This is a genomic window from Streptomyces venezuelae (assembly GCF_008642335.1).
GTDB classification, from domain to species: Bacteria; Actinomycetota; Actinomycetes; order Streptomycetales; family Streptomycetaceae; genus Streptomyces; species Streptomyces venezuelae_F.
Map to the genome: position 1 here is coordinate 456,152 of NZ_CP029191.1, position 23,764 is coordinate 479,915.

The window sequence follows — 23,764 nt, forward strand, 5'->3', positions numbered from 1 at the left end:
GCTACGGAGGTCCGATGCACGACGAGAACGTCACACCGAACCCTGAAGGCACCACCCCGGACGACGGCACCGAGAGCGGCAGGGCGGGTGACGGCCACTCGCGTCGCGCGGTGCTCCGCACGGCGGGCCTCGCCGGCGCGGGGCTCGGAGTCGGCGCCTTCACGGGCGGCACGGCGTACGCCGACACGACGGTGGACACGGCCAAGGCGCCCGCACGCAAGGGCAAGACGATGATCGGCGTGCCGTTCCAGGGCCGCTCGACGGTCCGGGTCGGGATCATCGGACTCGGCAACCGCGGCGGCAGCATGATCGACCTGTTCCTCGCGATCCCCGGCGTGCGCGTCGTCGCGCTCTGCGACCCGGTCAAGGAGAAGACCGCGGCCGCCGCGAAGAAGGTCACGGCCGCGGGCCAGCCCGCCCCGGCGACGTACACCAAGGGCGAGCACGACTACGAGAACCTGTGCAAGCGCGGGGACATCGACTTCGTGTACGTGGCGACGCCCTGGGACTTCCACTTCGCCATGGCCAAGGCGGCGATGCTGAACGGCAAGCACGTGGGCGTGGAGTGTCCCATCGCCCTGCGCCTGGACGAACTGTGGGAGCTCGTCGACCTTTCAGAGCGCACCCGCAGGCACTGCATGCAGCTGGAGAACTGCTGTTACGGCAGGAACGAGATGCGGGTCCTGCGGATGGCGCACGCGGGCAAGTTCGGCGACCTGCTGCACGGCGCGGGCGCGTACAACCACGACCTGCGCGGCCTGATGTTCGACCCCGACTACTACGAGGGGCCGTGGCGACGCCTCTGGCACACCCGGCTGCGCGGCGACCTCTACCCCAACCACGGCTTCGGCCCGGTCGCCAACTACATGGACGTCAACCGCGGTGACCGCGCCACGCACATATCCAGCTTCGGCACGCCCTCCCTCGGCCTCGCCGAGTACCGCAAGGAGCACATGCCTCCGGGCGACCCGAGCTGGAAGGAGACGTACATCGAGAGCGACCGCACCATCAGCCTGGTCCAGACGGCGAAGGGCCGGGTGATCCGCCTGGAGCACGACGTCAGCACGCCGCACCCCTACTCCCGGATCAACAGTCTCGGCGGCACACGCGGCGTCTTCGAGGACTACCCCGAGCGCATCTACATAGAGCCGGACCACACGGACGACAAGTGGGGCGACTTCAAGAAGTACGCCGACTTCGACCACTGGCTGTGGAAGGAGCACTCCAACCCGCCCGGCGGCCACGGCGGCATGGACTACATCATGATCTTCCGTCTGATGCAGACCATGCAGCTCGGTCTCGTCCCCGATTTCGACGTGTACGACGCCGCGACGTGGACGGCCCCCGTGCCGCTGAGCCATCTGTCGATCAAGGCGAAGGGCGCGCCGCAGGCGATCCCTGACTTCACGCGTGGCTTGTGGAAGAAGGAACGCCCGGGAGTCGACTCGGAGAAGCCCAAGGCGTAGGGGCGCCGGACCGACTGGGGGTTGCCGGGCGGCGCACTCGCCGCCCAGCAGCCCCCGCCCTCTCCGATCAGCAGCGCCGACGGTCCTGCGTCAGGAATCCTTGCGCGGTGGCGATCGTCCGGTCGTAGCAGCCCGTGTCGCCGGTCAGGCGGTAGCGCTCGCGGGACGTGCCCACGGCGTGCCGCTGGTCGCGGGGAACGTTCGCGGTGTACGTGGCGTCGCCGTCGTAACGGTCGTCGAGGACGGACCAGCCGGTGCGCCGGCCGCCCGTCCTCGTGACGCTCTCGGCGCGGTCGCCGAGGGAGATCTCGGTGCGCAGCCGGTCTCCGGCGCCGAGGGTCGTGGTGCCGTCCATGGTGTACGTCCGGTCCGTGCGCACGGACCGGCGGCCCGTGGTGACCGTCTCCCGGTCCGTCCACGTGGCCTTGAGGGCGTCCGTCGACTCGCCGTCGGTCCAGCGGTGCAGGGACGTGTTGGCGAGGCTGCGGGTCACGGTCGTCGCGACGCGGCCGTGCGACGTGTTCACGTACCCCGACACGCTGAGGCGGTGGCCGCCCTCCGTGTCCAGCCGGTGCGCTTCGTCGCCCGTCCCTGGCGTGTACTCCGACGTGTTGGCGGGCGCGCTTTCCTTGTGGCCGGTCAGCTTGCCCGTGACCCGGTCGCGCTTCTCGTCCTGCCAGACCAGCACGTTGACGGGTGTGCTCCAGCCGGTCCGCGCCTCGGGGACGCCGACGACGGAGACCTCGACCCGGTGCGGGCGGCCGTCGTTGAGGACGCCCGCGAAGGGCGTCAGGTCGTACTCGATGGGCTTGATGTCGAAGGCGCGAGGCCCCGGAATCACGTACCAGAGGAAGGGGTTCGACCAGCCGCCGGTCCAGACGGTCGGGAAGGGTGCCGCGATGCCCGCCAGCTGTCCGTCGACCTTGACCTGCACTTCCCGGTAGGGGCCCTGGTCGGCCTTGCAGGAGTAGGGCGCGGCGTCGGGTACGGTCAGGTACCAGTACTCCTCGCAGCCTCCGCCGGAGCCGGTGGCGTACACCTCGGCGACGATGCGTTCGCTGTTGGTGGGGGTGGTGAGGGTGGTGCCGTCCCTGCTGTCACCGAGGGGGAGGACACGGTCGGGTGCCTTCGTCGGCTCGGCCGCCGCGTAGAACGTCAGCGTCGCCTTGACGTCGATGACGCCGGTGTAGGTGTCGTTGACGACGTTGCCGATGAGCATCTCGACCCGCTGGGCGTGGCTCAGCGTCTCGCGGTAGCGGGTGACGTCCTTCTCCACGGACCAGGTGATGCCGTCGACCGACGGCTCCGGAGTCGATGTGCGCAGAACTTCGACGCCGCCTATGCGCAGGTACCCGAGACGGTCGTACTGCCGTCCCTTCACCTTCCCGTCCAGACGCAGCACCACCTTGCCCCAACGGCCCTTGCCGCACTTCGCGGGAGGCGCGTAATCGCCTCTGTACGGGGTGAAGTCCTTGAACTGTGCCTCGGCGACCGTCACTTCGCAGGACTTGGTGGGCGGCTTCGGCACGGGCGGCGCGGCGGTGACCGGATCGTGCCAGTCGTCACCGAACTCCACCGGTGGGGCGGCGGCCGCTGCTGGTCCGGCACCGAGGAGGGTGCTCGCCGCGAGGGTCGCTCCGACGAGCATGGACATGACGCGTCTTCTCATGGGGGATTTCTATGGGCAGTTGCCGATCACCGCAATGGTGCGGTCCCGCGCATCACATCGACCACGTGCAGCCCCGCGCCCTACGTCTCACGCCGCCAGGTTTGCCCGGTCCCCCATGACCACGACCGGGTGCTGCTTCGGGTCGAGCGTACGCAGCAGGTACGACATGGCCACCTTCGACAGACTCACACAACCTGACGTGCCACTGCCGTGGTCCATGTGCAGCCAGATGCTGCCGCCCTTGGCCTGCCCCTGCGGGCGCGTCGGATCGTTCGGCGGGGTCCCCTTGGCGCGGTTGTAGTCGATGGCGATGACGTAGTCGAAATCGTGCCAGTGCGTCTTCGGCCAGTAGTGCGGGGCCTGCATGGACGACGATTTCGTGTACGGGAACTTGGCGCCCGGGTCCGCGAGGACGCCGCCCGCGTCGGTGAGCGTGAACACGCCGACCGGGCTGCGCTTGTCGTTCTCCCGGTGGTCGGTCGTCCAGCCCTTCTTCCCGTTGTGCGCGAGCCAGCTACGGGTCTTCTCCCAGGTGGTGTCCTTCGCCCCCGACTTCGTGTAGAGCACGACGGTCGACTTCGCCGAGTCCTCACCGTCGCCGTAGACCGCCACGACCTGGCGGGACTCCTTGGGGATCTTGGACTGCAGCCGGTCGCCCACATCGGGGATGCGCCGTGCGTCAGCGGCCCCTGCCTGGGGACTCTTTCCATGATCAGCTCCGGCGCCGCCCTTCTTCGGGCCGTCGTCGCTTCCGCTCGCGCAGGACGTCAGAAGAACACCGCAGGCCGCTGCCGCGACCACCACTCGCACCGAACCGCCTATTCGCATCCGCCCATGGTCGCACCCCGTCCGCGGATCCCCCGTCAGGCCCCGCTGCCCACGCCGTGACCGGGCTGATTCTTTACCTCAGGGCGGAAAACCGTTTGCCTCGGGCCACCGCGCGAGGCGAACCTTTCACGGTTTGTAACCGCCGTGCGCTCCCGCTACGCATTCGTCCGGGCGACGGCCGCCGCACCGATTCCTGGGACGTCATGCAGATTCGCGACCTTCCGTATCCCGACCCCGGCGTCCCCGATGCCCGGTCGGGGCCACGCTTCCTGCTGTGGCTGGGCCGCAACCAGCTCGGCGGACAACTCAAGTCCCTCGCCTGGGGCCTGCTGCACTTCGGCTCCATCGCGGGCCTGCCGTACATGGTCGGCGTCGCCGTCGAGGCCGTGCTCGACCGGTCCGGCGGACGGCTCGCCCTCGCGGGCGCGCTGATCCTCCTCCTCGGCGTCGCCATCGCGCTGGGCGACACGATGCTGCACCGCACCGCGGTCACCAACTGGATCACCGCCGCGGCCCGCGTACAGCAACTCCTCGCCCGCAAGACCGCCGCGCTCGGCTCCGCGCTCACCCGGCGCGTCGCCGCGGGCGAGGTCGTCGCCGTCTCCACCGGCGACGTCGAGAAGATCGGCTGGTTCGTCGAGGCCCTGTCGCGGTTCGCCGCGGCGGCGCTCACCGTCGTCCTCGTCTGTGTCGGCCTCCTCGTCTACCAGCCCGCTCTCGGCATCATCGTCGCCATCGGCATCCCTGTCCTTGCCCTCGCCGTCCTTCCGCTGCTGCCCCGCGCCACACGCCGCGCGGACCACCAGCGCGAGAAGGCGGGCCGGGCCACCGAGCTGGCGTCGGACACCGTCGCCGGGCTGCGGGTGCTGCGCGGCATCGGCGGCGAGGAACTCTTCCTCGACCGGTACCGCACCGCGTCGCAGGAGGTCCGCACGGCCGCCGTCCGCAGCGCCCGCATGTGGGCGGTCATCTCGGCGATCCAGGTCCTGATGCCCGGCCTGCTGCTGATCGCGGTCGTCTGGCAGGGGGTGCACCTCGCCCGCGAGGGCCGTGTCACGGTCGGTGAACTCGTCACCGTCTACAGCGCCATCATGATCCTCAACTACCCGCTGCGGCACTTCGAGGAGATCGCCATGGCGTACTCCTTCTCGCGCCCCTCCGCGAAGCGGGCGGCCCGCGTGCTCTCACTCCAGCGGACGGCGGAGAGTACGGGGTCGCGCACGCGCTCCCGGGACGGAGCTAAGGGCGGAGCTGAGGGCGGGGCTGAAGGCGGGGCTGAGCTCGGATCCGCGACGACCTCTGCGATGGCACAGCTTCCCGTCGACGAGTCCCTCACGCCCACCGGTGACCTGTACGACCCGGCGACCGGGCTGCTCGCGCCCGCGGGACGGCTCACCGCCGTGGTCTGCGGCGACCCGGACGAGGCAGGTCGCCTCGCCGAACGTCTCGGCGGGCATCCGGCGTTCGACGAGGCCGCGGGTATGCCGTCCGTGCGTCTCGGCGACGTACCGCTGGACGAGCTGCCGCTGGCCACCGCCCGCACCGCCGTCCTGGTCCAGGACAAGGACCCCGTCCTCCTCTCCGGAACGCTCCGCGAGCTCCTCGACGTACCGGCGTCGGGAGCCGTCAGCCCCGAGGAAGCGCTCGACGCGGCCCAGTGCTCCGACGTCTTGGACGCCCTCGCCCAGGCCTCGACCGACGACGACCCGATGGCCGCCCACCTCACGGAACGCGGCCGCTCCCTCTCCGGAGGCCAGCGCCAACGCCTGGCCCTCGCCCGCTCCCTTGTCACCGACCCCGAGGCGCTGGTGCTCGACGAGCCGACGTCCGCCGTCGACTCGCACACCGAGGCCCGGATCGCCGACGGCATCCGGCGCTTGCGCGAAGGACGCACCACCGTGGTGCTCACGTCGTCGCCACTGCTCCTGGACCGCGCCGAGCGCGTCGTCTTCCTCGCCGACGGCGAGGTCACGGCGGTGGGCGCGCACCGCGAACTGGTGCACCTTGAGCCGCGATACCGCGCGGTCGTCACCCGGGAGACCGACGCGGAACGCACCGCCGCAGGTGCCCCCACGGACACGGACACAGAAACCGACACGGACATCCTGACCGAACTCGACATCGAGGAGACGGCATGATCGGCCTGGCGCCCCCGGCATACGATCCGGCGGCCCCCACGACGGCGGAGACCCTGCCCGTCGGCTCGGCCGCGACCGTACGCACCTACGTCACCGAACTGTTCAAACGCCATCGCGGCGCCTTCCTCCTGCTCATCCTGGTGAACACGCTCGCCGTCGTCGCCTCGATGGTCGGCCCCTATCTGCTCGGTGACCTGGTCGAGAAGGTCTCGGACGGCGCGCGCGACCTCCACCTGGAGTTCACGATCGGTCTGTTCGTGGTGGCCCTGCTCGTGCAGGCGATCTTCGTACGGGAGGTGCGGCTGCGCGGCGCGATGCTCGGCGAGCGGATGCTGGCTGATCTGCGCGAGGACTTCCTCGTGCGGTCCGTCGGGCTGCCACCGGGCGTCTTGGAGCGGGCCGGTACCGGAGACCTGCTCTCGCGCATCACCACGGACATCGACCGTCTCGCGAACGCCATGCGCGAAGCAGTGCCGCAGCTCGCCATCGGTGTGGTGTGGGTGGTGCTGCTGCTCGGCGGGCTCGTCGTGACGGCACCGCCTCTGGCGCCCGCCGTGCTCGTCGCCGTGCCGCTTCTCGTGGCGGGTTGTCGCTGGTACTTCAAGCGGGCGCCCGCCGCCTACCGCTCCGAGGCCGCCGGCTACGCCGCCGTGGCCGCCGCCCTCACCGAGACCGTCGACGCGGGCCGCACCGTCGAGGCGCACCGCCTCGGCCGTCGCCGCATCGAGCTGTCGGAGCGCCGCATCGCCGAATGGACGGCTTGGGAGCGCTACACGCTCTACCTGCGGTCGGTCCTCTTCCCGGTCATCAACCTCACGCACACGACCGTGCTGTGCTCGACCCTCATGATCGGCGGTGTCTTCGTCCTGCAGGGCTGGATCGGAGTGGGGCAGCTGACCACCGGTGTCCTCATCGCCCAGATGCTCGTCGACCCGCTCGGGATCATCCTCCGCTGGTACGACGAGCTGCAGGTCGCCCAGGTGTCGCTGGCCCGGCTCGTCGGTGTGCGGGACATCGAGCCCGACGCGGGCGATCCCTCCATCGCTCCGGACGGGCGTGATGTCCGTGCGGACGACGTGCACTTCGGCTACCGCGCGGGCGTCGACGTCCTCCGCGAGGTCTCCCTCGCCGTCGAGCCCGGCTCCCGGGTCGCCCTGGTCGGCCCGTCGGGCGCGGGCAAGTCGACGCTGGGCAGGCTCCTCGCCGGGATCTACGGTCCGCGCACCGGACACGTCACCCTCGGCGGCGCCGCACTGTCCGCGATGCCCGCCGAGCAGGTGCGTGCCCACGTGGCCCTCGTCAACCAGGAACACCACGTCTTCGTGGGCTCCCTGCGCGACAACCTCCTCCTGGCCAGAACGGGGGCCCGGGACGCCGAACTGTGGGCGGCGCTCGGGGCGGTCGACGCGGCCGACTGGGCGCGCGGTCTCGATGAGGGCCTCGACACCGAGGTCGGCTCGGGCGGTTTCGCGCTGACTCCGGCGCAGGCGCAGCAGATCGCACTGGCGCGCCTCGTCCTCGCCGACCCGCACACGCTGGTCCTGGACGAGGCGACGTCGCTCCTCGACCCGCGCGCGGCCCGGCACTTGGAGCGTTCCCTCGCCCGCGTGCTGGACGGCCGCACGGTCGTGGCGATCGCGCACCGGCTGCACACCGCGCACGACGCCGACGTCATCGCGGTGGTCGAGAGCGGGCGGATCGCCGAACTGGGCAGCCACGATCAACTGGTCGCTGCGGACGGCGCGTACGCGGCGCTGTGGCGGTCCTGGCACGGATAGCCGCCCTGGCCCGGGGCGTCCTGTTACCGCTGGTGCGGGGGTAGTTAGGGTACGAGGATGGCTGCACCGTCCACGGATCCCGGCGTCCCCGACCGGCGCGGGCCTGCCCGCTACCTCTGGTGGGTGATCGTCAGCCAGCCGCAACGTGTGCTCCTCGGAGCTCTGTTGGGCAGCGTGTGGATGGTCTGCCTGACCCTTCCCCCGTACGTCCTGTCGCGCGCCATCGACGACGGTCTGCGCCCGGGCGACCGCTCCGCTCTCGTCGGCTGGTGCGTGGCCTTGTTCGGCATCGGGCTCCTCAACGCCTGGCTGGCGATCACGCGGCACCGCACCATGACCCGCATCCGGCTCGACGCCTACTTCCGTACCGTTCGGGTCGTGGTCGACCACGCGACCCGGCTCGGCGCGGCCCTGCCGCGCCAGGTCTCGGCCGGTGAGGTCGTCACGATCGGTCACTCCGACGTCGGTGTGATCAGCCAGACCCTGACCGTGACGGGCCCCGGAGTGGGCGCGGTGATCGCCTACTTCGTGGTGGCCGCGCTGCTCCTGTCCGTCTCTCCACTGCTCGCCGTGGTGGTGCTGGTGGGCGTGCCCCTGCTCGCCGTGCTCATCGGTCCGTTCCTCGGCCGTCTGCAGGGGGCGGAGTCGGCCTACCGGGACCGTCAGGGCGCGCTCTCCGCGATGCTCGGCGACCTCGCCGGCGGCCTCCGTGTCCTGAACGGCCTCGGTGGCAAGGGGGTGTTCGCGGCCCGGTACCGCGAAGGCTCGCGTCGACTCCGTGACGAGGGCTACCGGGTCGGTTCGAGCATGAGCTGGGTCCAGGCCTTCGGCATCGGCCTGCCCACCCTCTTCCTGGCCGCCGTGACCTGGCTCGCCGCCCGCATGGCCGCCCAGGGCAGCATCACCGTGGGTGAGCTGGTGGCCGTCTACGGCTACGTCGCCGTCCTCGTCCTGCCGGTGACGTTCCTCATCGAAGGCAGCTACGACATCGGCCGCGGCCTGGTCGCCGCGCGGCGGGTCGTGGACTTCCTCAACCTGGCGCCCGGGGAATGGGAGTCCTCCGCGCGCGTGGAGCCTGTGCCCGGTCCGAAGGGGCCGGCGGTGCTGCGCGACCCGCTGTCCGGTGTGGAGGTCGTGCCGGGGCTCCTCACCGCCCTGGTCAGTGCTCGTGCCTCCGACGGCACGGACATCGTCGACCGCTTGGGCCGGTTCGCTCCATCCCTCGCCACCTGGGGGTCGGTGCGTCTCGACGCCGTCGCCCTGGACGAGGTCCGCACCCGGATCCTGGTGGCGGACAACGAGGCCGACCTCTTCGCCGGTACGTTGCGCGCGGCCGTCGCAGGCCGGTGCGCTCCGGACGAGGGAGCGATCGCCCGCGCGGTCGACGCGGCCATGGCCCGCGACATCGTCCTCGGCCTGCCGGACGGGCTCGATGCCACGCTCGACTCCCACGGCCGCAACCTGTCCGGCGGGCAGCATCAGCGTGTCCGCCTGGCCCGGGCGCTCCTCGCCGAGCCGGAAGTCCTCCTGGCCGTCGAGCCCACCTCCGCGGTCGACGCCCACACCGAGGCGAACATGGCGGCCCGGCTGCGCGCCGCCCGCACGGGCCGGACGACTCTCGTCACCACCACGTCCCCTCTCGTTCTGGACCGAGCCGACGTCGTCCTCTACCTGGTCGACGGCCGGGTGACCGCGGCCGGCAGCCACGCCGACCTCTTCGCCCGCCATGCGGACTACCGGCGCCTGGTGTCGCGCGGCACCGACGAGGGCGCGGAGCACGAGGGCCACGAGGCGGAGGAGCAGCGCGCAGCAGAACGCCGCACGCGCCCTCGCCCTTCCGACGAACCGACTCATGAGGCCCTCCGATGACGTCGTCCCACCGCGGCCAGGCTGCCGTCACCCACGCTCCCGGCCGGCTGCCCGTGGCCGATCGCCGCCAGGTCCGCCGCGCCGCCGTCCACCTCATCCGCCAGGACACCGGCGCGTTCGTCACGATGATCGCCTTCAACGCGCTCGCGGCGGCAGCGGGCCTCACCGGCCCCTGGCTCCTCGGGCGCATCATCAACACGGTCAGGGACGGCGGTGGCGTCGATGCCGTCGACCGCCTCGCGCTCGGCATCCTGGCCGGTGCCCTCGCCCAGCTCCTTCTGGCGCGGCACGCCCGCTACCTCGCCCACCGCTTCGGCGAGCGGACCCTCGCCCGCATCCGTGAACAGTTCGTCGACCGGGCACTCGCGCTGCCCGCCTCGGTCGTGGAGCGGGCCGGTGCGGGTGACCTGACGGCCCGCGGCACCACTGATGTCTCGACCGCCGGGCAGATGCTGCGCGACACCGGACCCGATGTGTTCGTCGCGGTGGTGCAGGCGCTGTTCATCCTGGTCGCGGTCTTCCTCCTCGACCCGCTGCTCGGTGCCTGTGGAGTGCTCGGTCTCACCGGCATCTGGTTCGCCACCCGCTGGTACCTGCGCCGTGCCCGCTCCGCCTACCTGGAGCAGGGCGCGGCACACTCCGCGCTGGCGGAAGTCCTCGCGGCCACCGCTTCCGGAGCCCGCACCGTCGAGGCCCTTCGGCTGCGCGAGCGCCGTGTCGCGGACAGCGAGGCGGAGATCGAGCGGTGCGTCGCCGCCCATGACCGGACGCTGTTCCTGCGCAGCGTCTTGTTCCCGTCCATCGACGTCTCGTACGCGGTCCCGGTCGTCGCCGTGCTTTTCCTCGGCGGCATGCTGCACCAGCAGGGGTCCGTGAGCCTCGGCACAGTGGTCGCCGCTGCCCTGTACCTTCAGCAGCTCTCCCAGCCCCTCGACACGATCCTTCAGCAGGTCGAACAGGTGCAGGCGAGCGGCGCTTCCTTCGCCCGCGTCGAAGGGCTGGCGGCCGCCCCCGAGGGAATGTCCGAGCCCTCCTCCGGCGGCACCCCCGAGGATGACCGCATCGAGGTGCGGGGAGTGCGCTTCGCGTACGGCAGCGGGGGTGATGTGCTGCGCGGGGTCACCCTTTCCGTGCGCCCCGGTGAGCGGCTCGCGATCGTCGGGCCCTCGGGGGCGGGAAAGAGCACCCTGAGCCGACTCCTGGCAGGCATCGATGCTCCCCTCGACGGAACGGTGACCGTCGGCGGCGTACAGATCGCCGATCTCCCTCCGAACCGGTTGCGCCGGCAAGTCGTCCTCGTCACCCAGGAGCACCACGTGTTCCTCGGGACCGTCCGGGACAACCTCCTCATAGCCGCGGAGTGCGCCACGGACGCCGAACTCGGCGCAGCCCTCACCGCGGTCGGCGCCGACTGGTCGGCCGACCTCCCGCAGGGTCTCGACACCGAGCTGGGCCCCGGCGGCCATCAGCTGCACGGAGCGCAGGCGCAGCAGTTGGCGCTGGCCCGGGTCGTCCTCGCCGACCCGCACACGTTGATCCTCGACGAGGCCACCGCGCTTCTGGACCCGTCGACGGCACGGCACACCGAGCGGGCCCTGGCGGCGGTCCTCCGCGGGCGCACCGTCATCGCCATCGCCCACCGGCTGCAGACGGCCCACGACGCGGACCGGGTGGCGGTGATGCAGGATGGCCGGGTGACCGAGCTGGGCTCCCACGAGGAGCTCGTCGAGGCCGACGGCGCCTACGCCGCGCTGTGGCACTCCTGGCACGGCGAACACCGGCAGGCCGGGGCCGGTGAGCAGCCGGGCAGGGCATGAGGCACGACCGCCACGATCGCCACGGCCGCCCTCCGGGCGAGGGTGCCCCTTACCGCGTGGGGGGGCGCCTCAGATGAAGTTGAGCGCGGCCGCGCCGCCCACTCCCCCGAGCAGCATGAACACCGGCATCAGCACCTTGAGCTCGACCCAGCTGCCGGCCCGGAACCGGAGCGCCTTGGGCGGGCCGATCGGATACCAGCGCTTGCGGCCGATGGGGATGGGCCACAGGATCGGGCAGCCGGAGACGGTCAGCGCGTCCCCGATGTCGTGCACCAGCGCGCCGAGCACGATCGGCAGTCCCAGCCACAGGTACTCCTGGCCGGGCTCGGTGAACAGCCAGTCCGCGCCGTTGCCCGCTTTGTCCAGGATCCCTGCGAGGATCCAGGCGCTCGTCGCCGCGAGCAGCCACACGAGCACATCGCTGCTCGACCCGCGGGCGGCCCGCCACAGCAGGCCCTCGATCGCGAGCACCATGTGGACGAAGAGGATTCCGAGGACCGCCCAGCGCCCGCCGAAGATCGCCAGGGCCGAGGCGCCCGCTCCGATCAGCACCGCCCAGAGCCACGTGTGCGTGAGCGTACGATGCCCGCCCGAGCGGCGCGGGTCCCCCTGTTTGCGGGTCGCCTTGTAGACGGCGTACGAGAGTTTGTCGACGATCTCGCACAAGCCCCGTGAGAGCGGTCCGAAGGCTCGCGAGATGGTCGCCGACTTGTGGTCCAGGTCGGGCGCGAGCGCCGCTCCCGCGCAGATCAGCGCCCCTACGAGGAGGACCGGCCAGGGCATGGTGTGCCCCGCCGCCGCTGCGGCAGCGCCGACCCCGAGCCAGGCCGCCGCTCCCGACAGTGAGTGTGCCGGTCCCATCATCGCTGTTGCCCGCCCCATTTCCCTTGGTCTGACGCCCCGTCGGCGACACAGCGTAGCGTTCGTGATCTTCGTGGGGACCTCCGGTTCCCTGATCGGGTGGGAAGGAAGGCAAGATGGGGGTGTGACCCTTATCGATCAGCTGCCGCCCGACGCCGACCCCGATGCCCTCTTCGAAGCCTTCTCGTCGTGGGCCGAGGACCAGGGCATCACTCTCTACCCGGCCCAGGAGGAGGCGCTGATCGAGGTGGTCTCCGGGGCCAACGTGATCTTGTCCACGCCCACCGGCTCCGGCAAGAGCCTGGTCGCGGCGGGGGCCCACTTCACGGCGCTCGCCCAGGACAAGGTCACCTTCTACACGGCGCCCATCAAGGCTCTGGTGTCGGAGAAGTTCTTCGACCTGTGCAAACTCTTCGGCACCGAGAACGTCGGCATGCTGACGGGCGACGCGTCCGTCAACTCCGACGCTCCCGTCATCTGCTGCACGGCCGAGGTCCTCGCCTCCATCGCGTTGCGGGACGGCAAGCACGCCGACATCGGCCAGGTCGTGATGGACGAGTTCCACTTCTACGCCGAGCCGGACCGCGGCTGGGCCTGGCAGATCCCGCTGCTCGAACTTCCGCAGGCGCAGTTCATCCTCATGTCGGCGACGCTCGGCGACGTCTCCATGTTCGAGAAGGACCTGACGCGCCGCACCGGCCGGCCCACCTCGGTCGTGCGGTCGGCGACGCGCCCGGTGCCGCTCTCGTACGAGTACCGTCTGACGCCGATCACCGAGACGATCACCGAGCTGCTGGAGACCAAGCAGGCGCCCGTCTACATCGTGCACTTCACGCAGGCCCAGGCGGTCGAGCGCGCGCAGTCGCTCATGAGCATCAACATGTGCACGCGCGAGGAGAAGGACAAGATCGCCGACCTGATCGGCAATTTCCGCTTCACCACCAAGTTCGGCCGCAACCTCTCCCGCTACGTGCGCCACGGGATCGGCGTGCACCACGCGGGCATGCTGCCCAAGTACCGCCGTTTGGTGGAGAAGCTCGCGCAGGCGGGCCTTCTCAAGGTCATCTGCGGCACCGACACCCTGGGCGTCGGCGTCAACGTGCCGATCCGCACCGTGCTGTTCACCGCCCTCACCAAGTACGACGGCAACCGTGTCCGCACGCTCCGCGCGCGGGAGTTCCACCAGATCGCCGGGCGGGCCGGGCGTGCGGGCTTCGACACGGCGGGCTTCGTGGTGGCACAGGCTCCCGAGCACGTCATCGAGAACGAGAAGGCGCTGGCGAAGGCCGGCGACGATGCTAAGAAGCGCCGCAAGGTGGTCCGCAAGAAGGCCCCCGAGGGTTTCGTCGCCTGGTCCGAGAGCACCTTCGAGAAGCTCATCGCTTCCGAGCCGGAGCCGCTGACGTCCCGCTTCCGGGTCACGCACACCATGCTGCTGTCCGTGATCGCCCGGCCGGGCAACGCCTTCGAAGCGATGCGTCATCTCCTCGAGGACAACCACGAGCCGCGCAAGCAGCAGCTGAGGCACATCCGTCGGGCCATCGCGATCTACCGCTCCCTGCTCGACGGCGGGGTCGTGGAGAAGCTCGACGAGCCCGACTCCACGGGCCGCATCGTGCGGCTGACCGTCGACCTCCAGCAGGACTTCGCGCTCAACCAGCCGCTGTCGACGTTCGCCCTCGCCGCGTTCGAGGTCCTCGACCCCGAGTCCCCCTCGTACGCCCTCGACATGGTGTCCGTCGTCGAGTCCACCCTCGACGACCCGCGTCAGATCCTCGCGGCCCAGCAGAACAAGGCGCGGGGCGAGGCCGTGGCGCTGATGAAGGCGGACGGCGTCGAGTACGAGGACCGCATGGAGCGGCTCCAGGACATCACGTACCCCAAGCCGCTGGAGGAGCTGCTCTTCCACGCGTACAACACGTACCGCACGAGCCACCCGTGGGTCGGCGACCACCCGCTGTCCCCGAAGTCGGTCATCCGGGACATGTACGAACGGGCGCTGTCCTTCACCGAGTTCACGTCCTTCTACGAGCTCGCCCGCACCGAGGGCATCGTGCTGCGCTACCTCGCGAGCGCGTACAAGGCCTTGGAACACACCATCCCGGACGACCTGAAGTCCGAGGACCTGGAGGACCTGATCGCCTGGCTCGGAGAGATGGTCCGGCAGGTCGACTCCAGCCTCCTCGACGAGTGGGAGCAGCTGGCCAACCCCGAGGTCATGACGGCCGAGGAGGCCCAGGAGAAGGCGGACCAGGTCAAGCCGGTCACGGCCAACGCGCGTGCCTTCCGCGTCCTGGTGCGCAACGCGCTGTTCCGCAGGGTCGAGCTGGCGGCCCTCGATCACGTCGAGGAGCTCGGCGAGCTGGACGCCGAGTCCGGATGGGACGCGGACGCCTGGGGTGAGGCCATGGACAAGTACTGGGACGAGTACGAAGATCTCGGCACCGGTCCCGACGCCCGCGGCCCCAAGCTGTTGCGCATCGAGGAGGATCCCGAGCACGGTCTGTGGCGCGTCCGCCAGACGTTCGCCGACCCGAACGGCGACCATGACTGGGGCATCAGCGCGGAGGTCGATCTCGCCGCTTCGGACGAGGAGGGCCTCGCCGTCATCCGGGTCACGGACGTCGGCCAGCTCTGAGAGCCCCGAGGATCCGCGTGCCCCGGACAGGAGTCGAGGAACTGCCATGAACAATCCCGCCGACAAGTTGGTCGACCTGCTGGACCTGGAGCAGATCGAGGTCAACATCTTCCGGGGCCGCAGCCCTAACGAGTCCTTGCAGCGCGTGTTCGGCGGGCAGGTCGCCGGCCAGGCGCTGGTGGCCGCGGGCCGCACCACCGAGGGCGACCGTCCGGTGCACTCGCTGCACGCGTACTTCCTGCGCCCGGGCCGTCCGGGCGTGCCGATCGTGTACCAGGTCGAGCGGGTCAGGGACGGGCGCTCCTTCACCACGCGCCGCGTCACCGCCGTCCAGCAGGGCCGCACCATCTTCAACCTCACCGCCTCCTTCCATCAGCCCGAACAGGGCGCCTTCGAACACCAGCTGCCGCCGCGTCTGGCGGCCCCCTCTCCGGAGTCGCTGCCGACGGTCGCCGAAGAGATCAAGGAGCACCTCGGCGCGCTCCCCGAGCAGTTGGAACGCATGGCCCGACGCCAGCCCTTCGACATCCGGTACGTCGACCGGCTGCGCTGGACCGCCGAGGAGATCAAGGACGCCGAGCCGCGCAGCGCGGTGTGGATGCGCGCCGTGGGGCCGCTGGGCGACGATCCGCTCGTGCACACCTGCGCGCTCACCTACGCGAGCGACATGACGCTGCTCGACGCGGTCCGCATCCCGGTCGAACCGCTCTGGGGGCCGCGCGGCTTCGACATGGCGTCGCTCGACCACGCCATGTGGTTCCACCGCCCCTTCCGCGCCGACGAGTGGTTCCTGTACGACCAGGAGTCCCCCATCGTCACGGGGGGCCGCGGCCTCGCCAGGGGTCGTATCTACGACACTGAGGGCCGCCTTCTGGTGTCGGTGGTGCAGGAGGGGCTGTTCCGTCCATACGGAGAGCGCCACATGGACGGTCCGACGTCCGGCGCCTGAGCGGCGAGTGACCCGCTGCTCGCGCGCGGGCAAGGGGGCGGGGCATATTGCCGGGCATCTGTGTCTCCGTTCGGGATAGGTTCCGGGCACGATCACATGCCCGGGTGTGACAGGGCTGCGGAGGCTGTGAAGGGGACGGGGAATTGAGCGGGCATTCGGGTGCGGACAGGGATCGGCTGCTGGCGGAGGCCGTGCGGCTTCGCGAGACGGGTCGGCGCGAGGAGGCCAGGGAGCGACTCGTCACTCTCTCCTCCGCGCTGCCGCTGGATGCGGAGGTCGCGTACCAGGCGGCATGGGTCCACGACACGCTGGGTCTGGAGGCCGAGGCGGTGCCGTACTACGAGCGCGCGCTCAGCGGATCGGCGCTGACGGATGACGACCGCCGCGGAGCACTTCTGGGTCTGGGGAGTACCTACCGAATCCTCGGGCGTCATGAGGAAGCCGTCGCCACTCTCAGCGAAGGCGTGGCCGAGTTCCCCGACGACAACGGGCTCAAGACGTTCCTGGCCATGGCCCTGTACAACACGGGTCGAACGCACGACGCGATGCAGCTGCTACTGACGCTGCTCGTCACCACGACCGGAGACCCCGAGCTCGCGGGCTACCGCCCCGCCATCGAGGAGTACGCCAAGGACCTGGACGCCACGATGGAATGACATCGTCGCGGACAGAACGGCCGCGGCCAGGGACGGAACAGCTGCGCTGCCTAGGGCGTGCGGCGGCGACGCAGCCACTTCATCAGACCTCGGGACTCCTCCGCCGTCGCGGTATCGCGTGGCGCCGACCATTCCGTGGCGTGGGCGCTCGGTTCGTGATCAGCTCGCGGTGCTGATCGTGCGGGTCGTGGTGCCGGGCGCTGCGCACGGGCCTGGACGAGGCCGATCAGGAGGCTGGAGCGCAGCCACCGGATCTCGTCGGGATCGTCTGCCGTCGTGAGCCTTTCCACGATGAGCGCGCCGGGTGATTCCGGTGCTCCATGGCTGCTGCGGGGCGCGGGCTTGAGCCGGTTGATGTAGGCGCGTTCATAGGGGTCCCTGACGATCTCCGCGATCTGCCCCGGATCGAGCAGTGAAGCCATGACCGCGACCCGCTCCCACGCGTCCTCCGACTGCCGGAGCAGGAACCCGGCGTGCCGTCCCCGCCAATTGCGTGCCCGCAGGTCCTGGCCTTCTTCCAGTCGTCCCCGCATCGTTTCGGGCAAGCGGCCTTTGAGGAGTGCGGCGTTGAGCTCGGAAGCGGCGAAATGCTGCAGCTCTTCGGCGAGATAGAGCCAGACGACGGCGCGGTACCGATTGAGGTAGAACTTTACGGGAGTCAGGAAGCCGGCACGGGCAAGGCGGGTGAAGCGCGCCGTGGTGATGTGCATGAGCTCGGCGCCCTCCGTGGTGCCGACAACTCTGACTCCCTTGCGCAACGATTCGAGACAGCCCTTGTCTCCGCGCACGCGGTCGATCTCCTCGCGGGTGACGCGGCGCTGCTCGCCCGGCGCTTCTCCTACCGTGCGGATGCGCCCCAGCATGACGGCGAGGTCGAACTCTCCGCGTTTCAGCCCCAGTTCCCTGGCTGCCCAGGTCGGTGTGACGGTCGGCCGAGCGGTCGTTTCCCCGGCCTGTTGCGTGATGGTGTCACCGGTCATCGTGTCTTCCCCCGTGCGTTGTGAAGTGCTCTCGGGAAAAACCGTAGACCGATCCTCGCGATTCTCGCTCGACCTGTGGATAACTCTTGACGTGACAGCGTCAGCGCAGGTCAGAGGTCCACGACCGGGGTGCGTTCAGGCTGCCGTGCGTCCACGCCGAGGTGCTCGCCGACGCGGTTCACGAGCAACGTCATCTCATAGGCGACCTGGCCTATGTCCGCCTCTGCCGTGCTCAGGACGCACAGGCAGCTGCCGTCGCCGGCAGCGGTGACGAAGAGGACCGCGTCGTCGAACTCGATCATCGTCTGCCGGACGTTCCCGGCGTGGAAGTGGCGTCCCGACCCCTTGGCGAGGCTGTGCAGTCCCGACGAGACCGCCGCCAGGTGTTCCGCGTCCTCGCGCTTCAGGTCCGAACTGGCGGCGGTCACCAAGCCGTCGTTCGACAGCACCAACGCGTGTCGTACGTGCTCCATCCGCTGGGTCAGGTCGTCCAGCAGCCAGCCGAGCCCCATGCTCTGCCCCATGTTCCTGTCTCCCCGTGTGCGTTCCGCGTCGAATCCCCCTGGCTGGAGGACTGACCTGCCAGCCTTCCCCACGACCGGCGGCGCGGCAAGCATGATGAGGACATGGCACAGAAGATGACCGATGACCAATGGCGCGCCTTCGTCTCACACGGCACGCGCACCGGCAAGCTCTCGACCGTCCGGGCCGACGGCAGCCCGCACGTGGCGCCGATCTGGTTCCTCCTCGACGGTGACGATCTCGTCTTCAACACCGGCAAGGAAACCGTAAAGGGCCGCAACCTCGCGAGGGACGGACGGATGGCCCTGTGCGTCGACGACGATCAGCCGCCGTTCGCCTTCGTCGTCCTGCAAGGACGCGCGGAGCTGAGCGAGGATCTCGACCAGGTCCAGCACTGGGCGGGACGGCTCGGCGCCCGCTACATGGGCGAGGCCCGTGCCGAGGAGTTCGCCAAGCGCAACGGCGTTCCGGGAGAGCTCCTGGTCCGCGTGCGCATCGACAAGGTGCTCGCGTATGCCGGGGTCTCCGACTGACTCCTCCAACCCGCGGTCTCCCACTGACGCATCCGGCTCGCGCAGCTCGCCGCGGTCCGGCTCACGTGCTTACTGCTGGTGCACCGGCTGCTCATCCGACGGAGTCGAGGAGCCGGGCGGTATGGACCCGCCCGGCGTACTCGACGAGACGTATCAACACCTCCTTTCCGGAATCGCGGTCCCGGGCGTCGCACAGCACCACCGGCGTTCCGGGGTCGAGGTCCAAGGCCCGTGACACTTCGCGCGCACCGTACGTACGCGTATGAGCGAAGCAGTTGACCGCCACGACGAACGGGATGCGACGGTGCTCGAAGTAGTCCACGGCGGGGAAGCAGTCCTCGAGCCGCCGGGTGTCCGCGAGGACCACGGCACCGAGGGCGCCCTGTGACAACTCGTCCCACAGAAACCAGAACCGGTCCTGGCCCGGGGTGCCGAAGAGGTACAGCGACAGGCCGGAGCGGATGGTGATGCGACCGAAGTCCATGGCGACGGTCGTCGTGGTCTTGCGGTCGACCCCTTCGGTGTCGTCCACCGACTGGCCGACTTCGCTCAGCAGTTCCTCGGTGCGCAGCGGGCGGATCTCACTGACCGCGCCCACCAAGGTGGTCTTGCCCACCCCGAAGCCGCCCGCGACCAGAATCTTCAGCGCCATGGCAGTCGTGTCGCTGCCCATGGCGTCAGAGCGCTCGGAGCCCATCGATCACCTCTCGGAGGATCTTTTCGTCGGGAAGCAGTGCGGGTGGCACAGGTCGGCTGACGCCGACGCAGCCCATCTCCAGCAGGTCGCCCAGGAGCACCCTGACCACGCCGACGGGCAGATCCGCGCCCGCGGCGAGCTCGGCGACCGACTGTGTCTCCGCACGGCACAGTTCGATGAGTGCCCGGTGTTCGGGGCCGAGTGCCGTGCTGTCGTCGGGCCCCGGCGCACTGTCGTCCAGCGTCACGAGGGCGATCAGATCGAAGCGGACTCCACGTGGCCCCGGTCTGGTCCGTCCGCCCGTCATCGCGTAGGGCCGGACGAGCGGACCGGCTTCGTTGTCGTACCACTGGCTACCCGGCTGCGCGGGGGTGCCGTTCGTGTCCTCGACCATGGGTGCCACCGCCCCCGGTCATCCGGCGGCCGGTGGCTGCTCGGCGAAGCGCGCCGGGGTGCGGAGATGCTCTCCGACCCGTTTGACCATGCGTGCCATCTCGTACGCCACCAGGCCGATGTCCGCCGTCACCGCAGTGAGTACGGCGAGACAGGAGCCGTCGCCGGCGGCTGCCACGAACAGGAACGCGTCGTCCATCTCGACCATGGTCTGACGCACGCCGCCCGCACCGAAGTGTCGGCCCGCCCCCTTGGCGAGGCTGTGGAAGCCCGAGGCGACAGCGGCCAAGTGCTCGGCGTCCTCGCGGGTGAGGGCGGTCGACGCCCCGACGGGGAGTCCGTCGTTGGACAGCACCACCGCGTGCCGCACCTCGCTGACGCGGAGCACCAAGTCGTCCAGCAGCCAGTCGAGTTCGCCGGTCCGTCCGGTGGGGATGCTCTGGTCCTGGATCATGCGGAATCTCCTTTGGGGCTGTCACTGCCCGGTACGGCCCGGGGAGGCGTGGGAGTCGAGCCGCCGATGCCCGGCGGTCGGCCGCCACCGCGTGCCCAGCCGTTGCGGTAGGCGGTCATGCGGTCGCGCACCTCTTCGGGACTGCGTTCGTCTCTCCCGACCTCCTGTGCCCCGCCGCCGGCGTGGGCGGGGTGGGGTTCGCGCAGTTGCGGGGCGAGGCTTGCCTGGCGTACGCGGCGCGGTAGTTCACCTGACGCGTCCTGTGCGGCGTCCTCCGCGTCGGCGCCTGCGACATCGAGCACATCCGCATGGGTGTGCGGCTCGTCCGACGTTTCGCGCGCGTCCCGGGCGTGGTGCAGCCGCAGTGTGGTGACCCGGGGTGGCGACGCGGCCGCTTCGACCGCGGCAGCCAGAGCGGCTCGAGGGGCAGGGGTCGGGACGGAGTCGGCGTTCATGTCGTGGCCCGTTGGTTCGTGCACGCGCGCGTGCTCCTTCGGTGTGCCGCTGTGCAGGAGGGCGGTCGGCAGCAGGACGACCGCTGTCGTGCCTCCGAAGGGGGAAGTGCGCAGGTGCACTTTGATGTCGTGGTGCGCCGCGAGTCTGCTGACCACGAAGAGGCCGAGTTGGTCGCTGTCGAACAGGTCGAGCGCCTCGGAGTGCTGGATGCGGCGGTTGGCTTCCGCGAGCGTCTCCTTGCCCATGCCCAGCCCGCGGTCCTCGATCTCCAGGGCATAGCCGTTGCCCACCGGTTCGCCACTGACGCGGACCTTGGTGTGCGGGGGCGAGAACTGCGCGGCGTTCTCCACGAGTTCGGCCAGGAGGTGGGTGAGGTCGGCCACAGCGGTGCCCTGGACTGAGCTCGGGGGAAGTTGTCGCACCTCCACGCGCGCGTAGTCCTCGACTTCGGAGACGGCGGCACGCACGACGTTCGTCAGGGAGACGGGCATTCGCCAGGCGCGGCCGGGTGCGGCTCCGGAGAGGATGATCAGGCTTTCCGCGTGGCGCCTCATCCTGGTGGTCAGGTGGTCCAGCCGGAAGAGGTCGCTGAGCTCGTTGGGGTCCTCGGCCCTGCGCTCCATGGTGTCGAGGAGGGTGAGCTGACGGTGGACGAGCACCTGCGTCCTGCGGGCCAGATTGACGAATACTCCGGAGATGCCGCTTGCGAGTTCCGCGCGCTCGATCGCGGCGTGCAGGGCCGCCCGGTGGACGGTGCCGAGCGCTTCGGCGACCTGACCGATCTCGTCCTCCGCGGGTGGTCCCGGAGGCGCCTCCGTGCGGGTCTCGATCTCTTCGCCCGCGCGCAGCCGGCTCATGGCCTGCGGAAGTTTGCGTCGTGCGATCTCGAGGGCTCCGTTGCGGAGGCTCACCAGCTCGACCACGAGTCCTCGGCCGATGCGTACGGAGATGACGAGTGAGGCGGCGACGGCGGCCAGTCCGAGCAGGACAGCGGCGCCCGCCGGTGTGAGCACTCCGTGGGTCAGAGGATCGGAGCGGTCGGCGGCGCTTCGGTCCGCTTTCTGTTCGATAGCGTGCAGCGCGTCCCGCACTGTCGCGTATGCCTGGTTCCACGTCTTCGCCGGGGCCGCGGCGAGGGCCTTCCGGCCGGGTCCGGCCACGAGGACCTTGTCCTCGGCCGCCCGAACGTCCCCGTACGCGCTGGCGCTCTCGAGCGTCTTCCACGCCGCCCGCTCGGGACCGCGCAGGTCCGCGACCGCTGTTTCGGTCAGAGTCCGGCGGGTGTCGACAGCGCCGGTGAACAGCCGCAGCCGCTCGCCCTCCAGGGCGCCGGCCTTTCGCGCCGCGGCGAGCACGGCGTCCTCACGGGCCAGCATCTCCCCCGCCCTGGAGAATTCGAGCAGCACGCGCGCGTGGGATCCCTGCGTGCTGTCCTGCATGCCGGTGAGGGCACCGCCCACCGCGAAGGCCTCGGAGATCGCTTTCGTGTACTGGCCGTACGTCGCATCCCAGCCCGTACGTCGGCCCAACACGTCGGCCCGCAACGGTCGGAGACCTTCAGCACCGGTGACGAAGGCTTCCAGGCGGTCGACCACCCCTTTCGGGAAGCCTGCTCCGTCGGCGACGGTCCGTTTGTCGCCGAGACGCAGCTCGGCCACGGCACGGTCGGTGTGCACGGCCCGGCGCTCCAGCACGTCCCTGCGGTCGGCTCCGGGCTCGACCGCGTAGCGTACGGCGGCGACTCGTTCGGCCTGGAGCGCGGCGACGGCCGTCTCGACCGGGCCGCGTACGTCGGTGTCGGCACGCTGCACCTGCCGCAGGCGGGCCACGTCCTGCGCGGTGGTGACGGTCGCGTACCCCCACAGAGCGAGCAGCGAGACGACGGGCACCATCAGGAGACACACGATCTTGGCCCGTACGGTGCGCGGGCGCGGCCACCACCACCCCGCGCGCGTGGAGGTCCCGTACGTGGCGGCCTCTACGAACTGGTCGTCTTGGTTCGAGTGTTCGTCGGCCGGGGGACCCGCGTGGGCGCGGCGGCCGCGGGGCGGGTGTTCAGGAGGCCGGGGGCGCGGTGCCGCGCCCTGTGCTGGATCGGAAATGTTTCGCGTGATGTCCATGGCCTCCTCGCTCGGTTGGGTGGGGTGCGGTGTCCCGGCCGTCACCGGATGCCTCGTCAGGAGGCGACACCGTCAACCGGTCGCTGGGCCGACACGGAGGCCTCGCGCTCGCCCTTGGTCGGGGACAGCGCGACGAAGGCTGAGGTGAGGAACAGGTAGGACCCGAGGCCGACGGCGACGGGAAAGATGAACTGCATCGTGGTGGCTCCGGGCGGGCAGGGCCGCCTCGGAAGGGGTCACCCGCACGCTGACCGCGAGCATTCCGGTGTAGTGCATGCTCGTCACCGCTCCTCCCATGACCAGAGAAGCGGCGGCGACCGCGAGCGGGGACTTGATGTTGAGGCCGGCCCACAGCGCTGCGGTCGCCGCGACGACGGCGATGACCACGGAGAGCCCTACCAGGACCGGGTCGTACCGCACGTCGCCGTGCAGGCGCAGGGCAGCCATGCCGAGGTAGTGCATGCTGGCGACGCCGAGCCCTGTGGTGAGTCCGCCCAGCGCGAGGGCGCGTCCTCGGTCGCGGCCGTATCCCACGGCGAAGACTCCGGCGCCCACGACGGCCATCGCGACCAGGAGGCTCACGAAGGTCAGGAGCACGTTGTAGTGGATCTCCGTGCCGGTGACGCCGAAGCCCAGCATGGCGACGAAATGCATCGTCCAGATGCCGGTCCCGAGGGCGGAGGCGGCCGTCATGAGCCAGTTCCGTCGCGACCTGCCCGTGGCGTCCAGGGCACGGACGGTGCAGCACAGCCCGAGAGCGGCGCCGATACTGGCCATCGCGTACGACAGCACGGGGGTCAGCCAGCCGAAGGTGGCGTGGTCCAGGTGTCCCATGGCCCCGGGACGGTAGTCCGAGGGAGGGCGCACGACGGGGGCGCATTTCGAAAGCTGCTGGAATGTGACAGAGAGGCGGCCCTGAACGATCGCGTCACGCTCGAAC

Annotated in this window: 18 protein-coding genes and 1 pseudogene; 9 read left to right on the forward strand and 10 right to left on the reverse strand. The window is 70.3% G+C overall.

Annotated features, from left to right (window positions below):
* Nucleotides 1–14 precede the first annotated feature (14 nt).
* Entirely contained in the window at nt 15–1,466 is a 1,452-nt protein-coding gene (locus tag DEJ49_RS02080; protein ID WP_150182091.1) for a Gfo/Idh/MocA family protein, read from the forward strand.
* A gap of 67 nt (nt 1,467–1,533) precedes the next feature.
* On the opposite strand, the gene DEJ49_RS02085 is transcribed toward DEJ49_RS02080, so the two are convergent.
* Both DEJ49_RS02085 and DEJ49_RS02090 read right to left on the reverse strand, forming a co-directional pair.
* On the reverse strand, nt 1,534–3,135 hold the full coding sequence (locus tag DEJ49_RS02085; RefSeq protein ID WP_190329238.1) for a peptide-N4-asparagine amidase: 1,602 nt from the start codon (nt 3,133–3,135) through the stop codon (nt 1,534–1,536).
* A gap of 87 nt (nt 3,136–3,222) precedes the next feature.
* Entirely contained in the window at nt 3,223–3,963 is a 741-nt protein-coding gene (locus DEJ49_RS02090; protein ID WP_150182092.1) for a L,D-transpeptidase family protein, read from the reverse strand.
* A gap of 203 nt (nt 3,964–4,166) precedes the next feature.
* On the opposite strand from DEJ49_RS02090, the gene DEJ49_RS02095 reads away from it, so the two are divergent.
* The 4 genes from DEJ49_RS02095 to DEJ49_RS02110 are packed head-to-tail and all read left to right on the forward strand — an operon-like array spanning nt 4,167 to nt 11,565.
* Nucleotides 4,167–6,101: an ABC transporter transmembrane domain-containing protein gene (locus DEJ49_RS02095; protein WP_150182093.1), complete on the forward strand. Its 1,935-nt coding sequence runs from the start codon at nt 4,167–4,169 to the stop codon at nt 6,099–6,101.
* Complete coding sequence (locus DEJ49_RS02100; RefSeq protein WP_150182094.1) at nt 6,098–7,879, forward strand: ABC transporter ATP-binding protein; 1,782 nt, start codon at nt 6,098–6,100, stop codon at nt 7,877–7,879. Before DEJ49_RS02095 ends, DEJ49_RS02100 begins: the two co-directional genes overlap by 4 nt.
* A 57-nt stretch (nt 7,880–7,936) precedes the next feature.
* A complete protein-coding gene (locus tag DEJ49_RS02105; RefSeq protein ID WP_150182095.1) occupies nt 7,937–9,748 on the forward strand; it encodes an ABC transporter transmembrane domain-containing protein in 1,812 nt (603 codons plus the stop codon).
* The gene (locus DEJ49_RS02110; protein WP_150182096.1) at nt 9,745–11,565 is read left to right on the forward strand and encodes an ABC transporter ATP-binding protein; all 1,821 of its coding nucleotides are present in this window, start codon (nt 9,745–9,747) and stop codon (nt 11,563–11,565) included. Before DEJ49_RS02105 ends, DEJ49_RS02110 begins: the two co-directional genes overlap by 4 nt.
* A gap of 69 nt (nt 11,566–11,634) precedes the next feature.
* On the opposite strand, the gene DEJ49_RS02115 is transcribed toward DEJ49_RS02110, so the two are convergent.
* Entirely contained in the window at nt 11,635–12,429 is a 795-nt protein-coding gene (locus DEJ49_RS02115) for a metal-dependent hydrolase (RefSeq protein ID WP_150182097.1), read from the reverse strand.
* A 61-nt stretch (nt 12,430–12,490) separates the two neighbouring features.
* Here DEJ49_RS02115 and DEJ49_RS02120 point away from each other — a divergent pair, with 61 nt between their 5' ends.
* From DEJ49_RS02120 to DEJ49_RS02130, 3 genes are all read left to right on the forward strand, one after another.
* On the forward strand, nt 12,491–15,064 hold the full coding sequence (locus tag DEJ49_RS02120; RefSeq protein WP_190329239.1) for a DEAD/DEAH box helicase: 2,574 nt from the start codon (nt 12,491–12,493) through the stop codon (nt 15,062–15,064).
* A 46-nt stretch (nt 15,065–15,110) separates the two neighbouring features.
* Nucleotides 15,111–16,013 carry an acyl-CoA thioesterase gene (locus DEJ49_RS02125; RefSeq protein ID WP_150182098.1) on the forward strand — a complete coding sequence of 301 codons (903 nt, stop codon included), beginning with the start codon at nt 15,111–15,113 and terminating at the stop codon, nt 16,011–16,013.
* Nucleotides 16,014–16,156: 143 nt separating this feature from the next.
* Nucleotides 16,157–16,669, forward strand: coding sequence for a tetratricopeptide repeat protein (locus DEJ49_RS02130; protein WP_150182099.1), 513 nt, complete (start codon nt 16,157–16,159; stop codon nt 16,667–16,669).
* Between the two features lie 50 nt (nt 16,670–16,719).
* On the opposite strand, the gene DEJ49_RS02135 is transcribed toward DEJ49_RS02130, so the two are convergent.
* Together DEJ49_RS02135 and DEJ49_RS02140 are read right to left on the reverse strand one after the other, a co-directional pair.
* Nucleotides 16,720–17,649, reverse strand: a complete 930-nt coding sequence (locus DEJ49_RS02135) for a DUF6397 family protein (protein WP_150182100.1) — start codon at nt 17,647–17,649, stop codon at nt 16,720–16,722.
* 110 nt (nt 17,650–17,759) lie between these two features.
* The gene (locus tag DEJ49_RS02140; protein WP_150182101.1) at nt 17,760–18,173 is read right to left on the reverse strand and encodes a roadblock/LC7 domain-containing protein; all 414 of its coding nucleotides are present in this window, start codon (nt 18,171–18,173) and stop codon (nt 17,760–17,762) included.
* A 102-nt stretch (nt 18,174–18,275) separates the two neighbouring features.
* Between DEJ49_RS02140 and DEJ49_RS02145 the strand changes: the two genes are divergently transcribed.
* A complete protein-coding gene (locus tag DEJ49_RS02145) occupies nt 18,276–18,704 on the forward strand; it encodes a PPOX class F420-dependent oxidoreductase (RefSeq protein WP_150182102.1) in 429 nt (142 codons plus the stop codon).
* 91 nt (nt 18,705–18,795) lie between these two features.
* On the opposite strand, the gene DEJ49_RS02150 is transcribed toward DEJ49_RS02145, so the two are convergent.
* From DEJ49_RS02150 to DEJ49_RS02170, 5 genes and pseudogenes are all read right to left on the reverse strand, one after another.
* The gene (locus tag DEJ49_RS02150; protein ID WP_150182103.1) at nt 18,796–19,401 is read right to left on the reverse strand and encodes a GTP-binding protein; all 606 of its coding nucleotides are present in this window, start codon (nt 19,399–19,401) and stop codon (nt 18,796–18,798) included.
* Nucleotides 19,382–19,795, reverse strand: coding sequence for a DUF742 domain-containing protein (locus tag DEJ49_RS02155; RefSeq protein ID WP_150182104.1), 414 nt, complete (start codon nt 19,793–19,795; stop codon nt 19,382–19,384). The genes DEJ49_RS02150 and DEJ49_RS02155 overlap by 20 nt, the downstream gene beginning before the upstream one ends.
* Nucleotides 19,796–19,813: 18 nt before the next feature.
* The gene (locus tag DEJ49_RS02160) at nt 19,814–20,248 is read right to left on the reverse strand and encodes a roadblock/LC7 domain-containing protein (RefSeq protein WP_150182105.1); all 435 of its coding nucleotides are present in this window, start codon (nt 20,246–20,248) and stop codon (nt 19,814–19,816) included.
* Nucleotides 20,245–22,824, reverse strand: a complete 2,580-nt coding sequence (locus tag DEJ49_RS02165) for a nitrate- and nitrite sensing domain-containing protein (protein ID WP_150182106.1) — start codon at nt 22,822–22,824, stop codon at nt 20,245–20,247. Before DEJ49_RS02165 ends, DEJ49_RS02160 begins: the two co-directional genes overlap by 4 nt.
* A 56-nt stretch (nt 22,825–22,880) precedes the next feature.
* Nucleotides 22,881–23,658 (reverse strand): annotated as a pseudogene (locus tag DEJ49_RS02170) (MHYT domain-containing protein).
* Nucleotides 23,659–23,764: the final 106 nt, after the last annotated feature.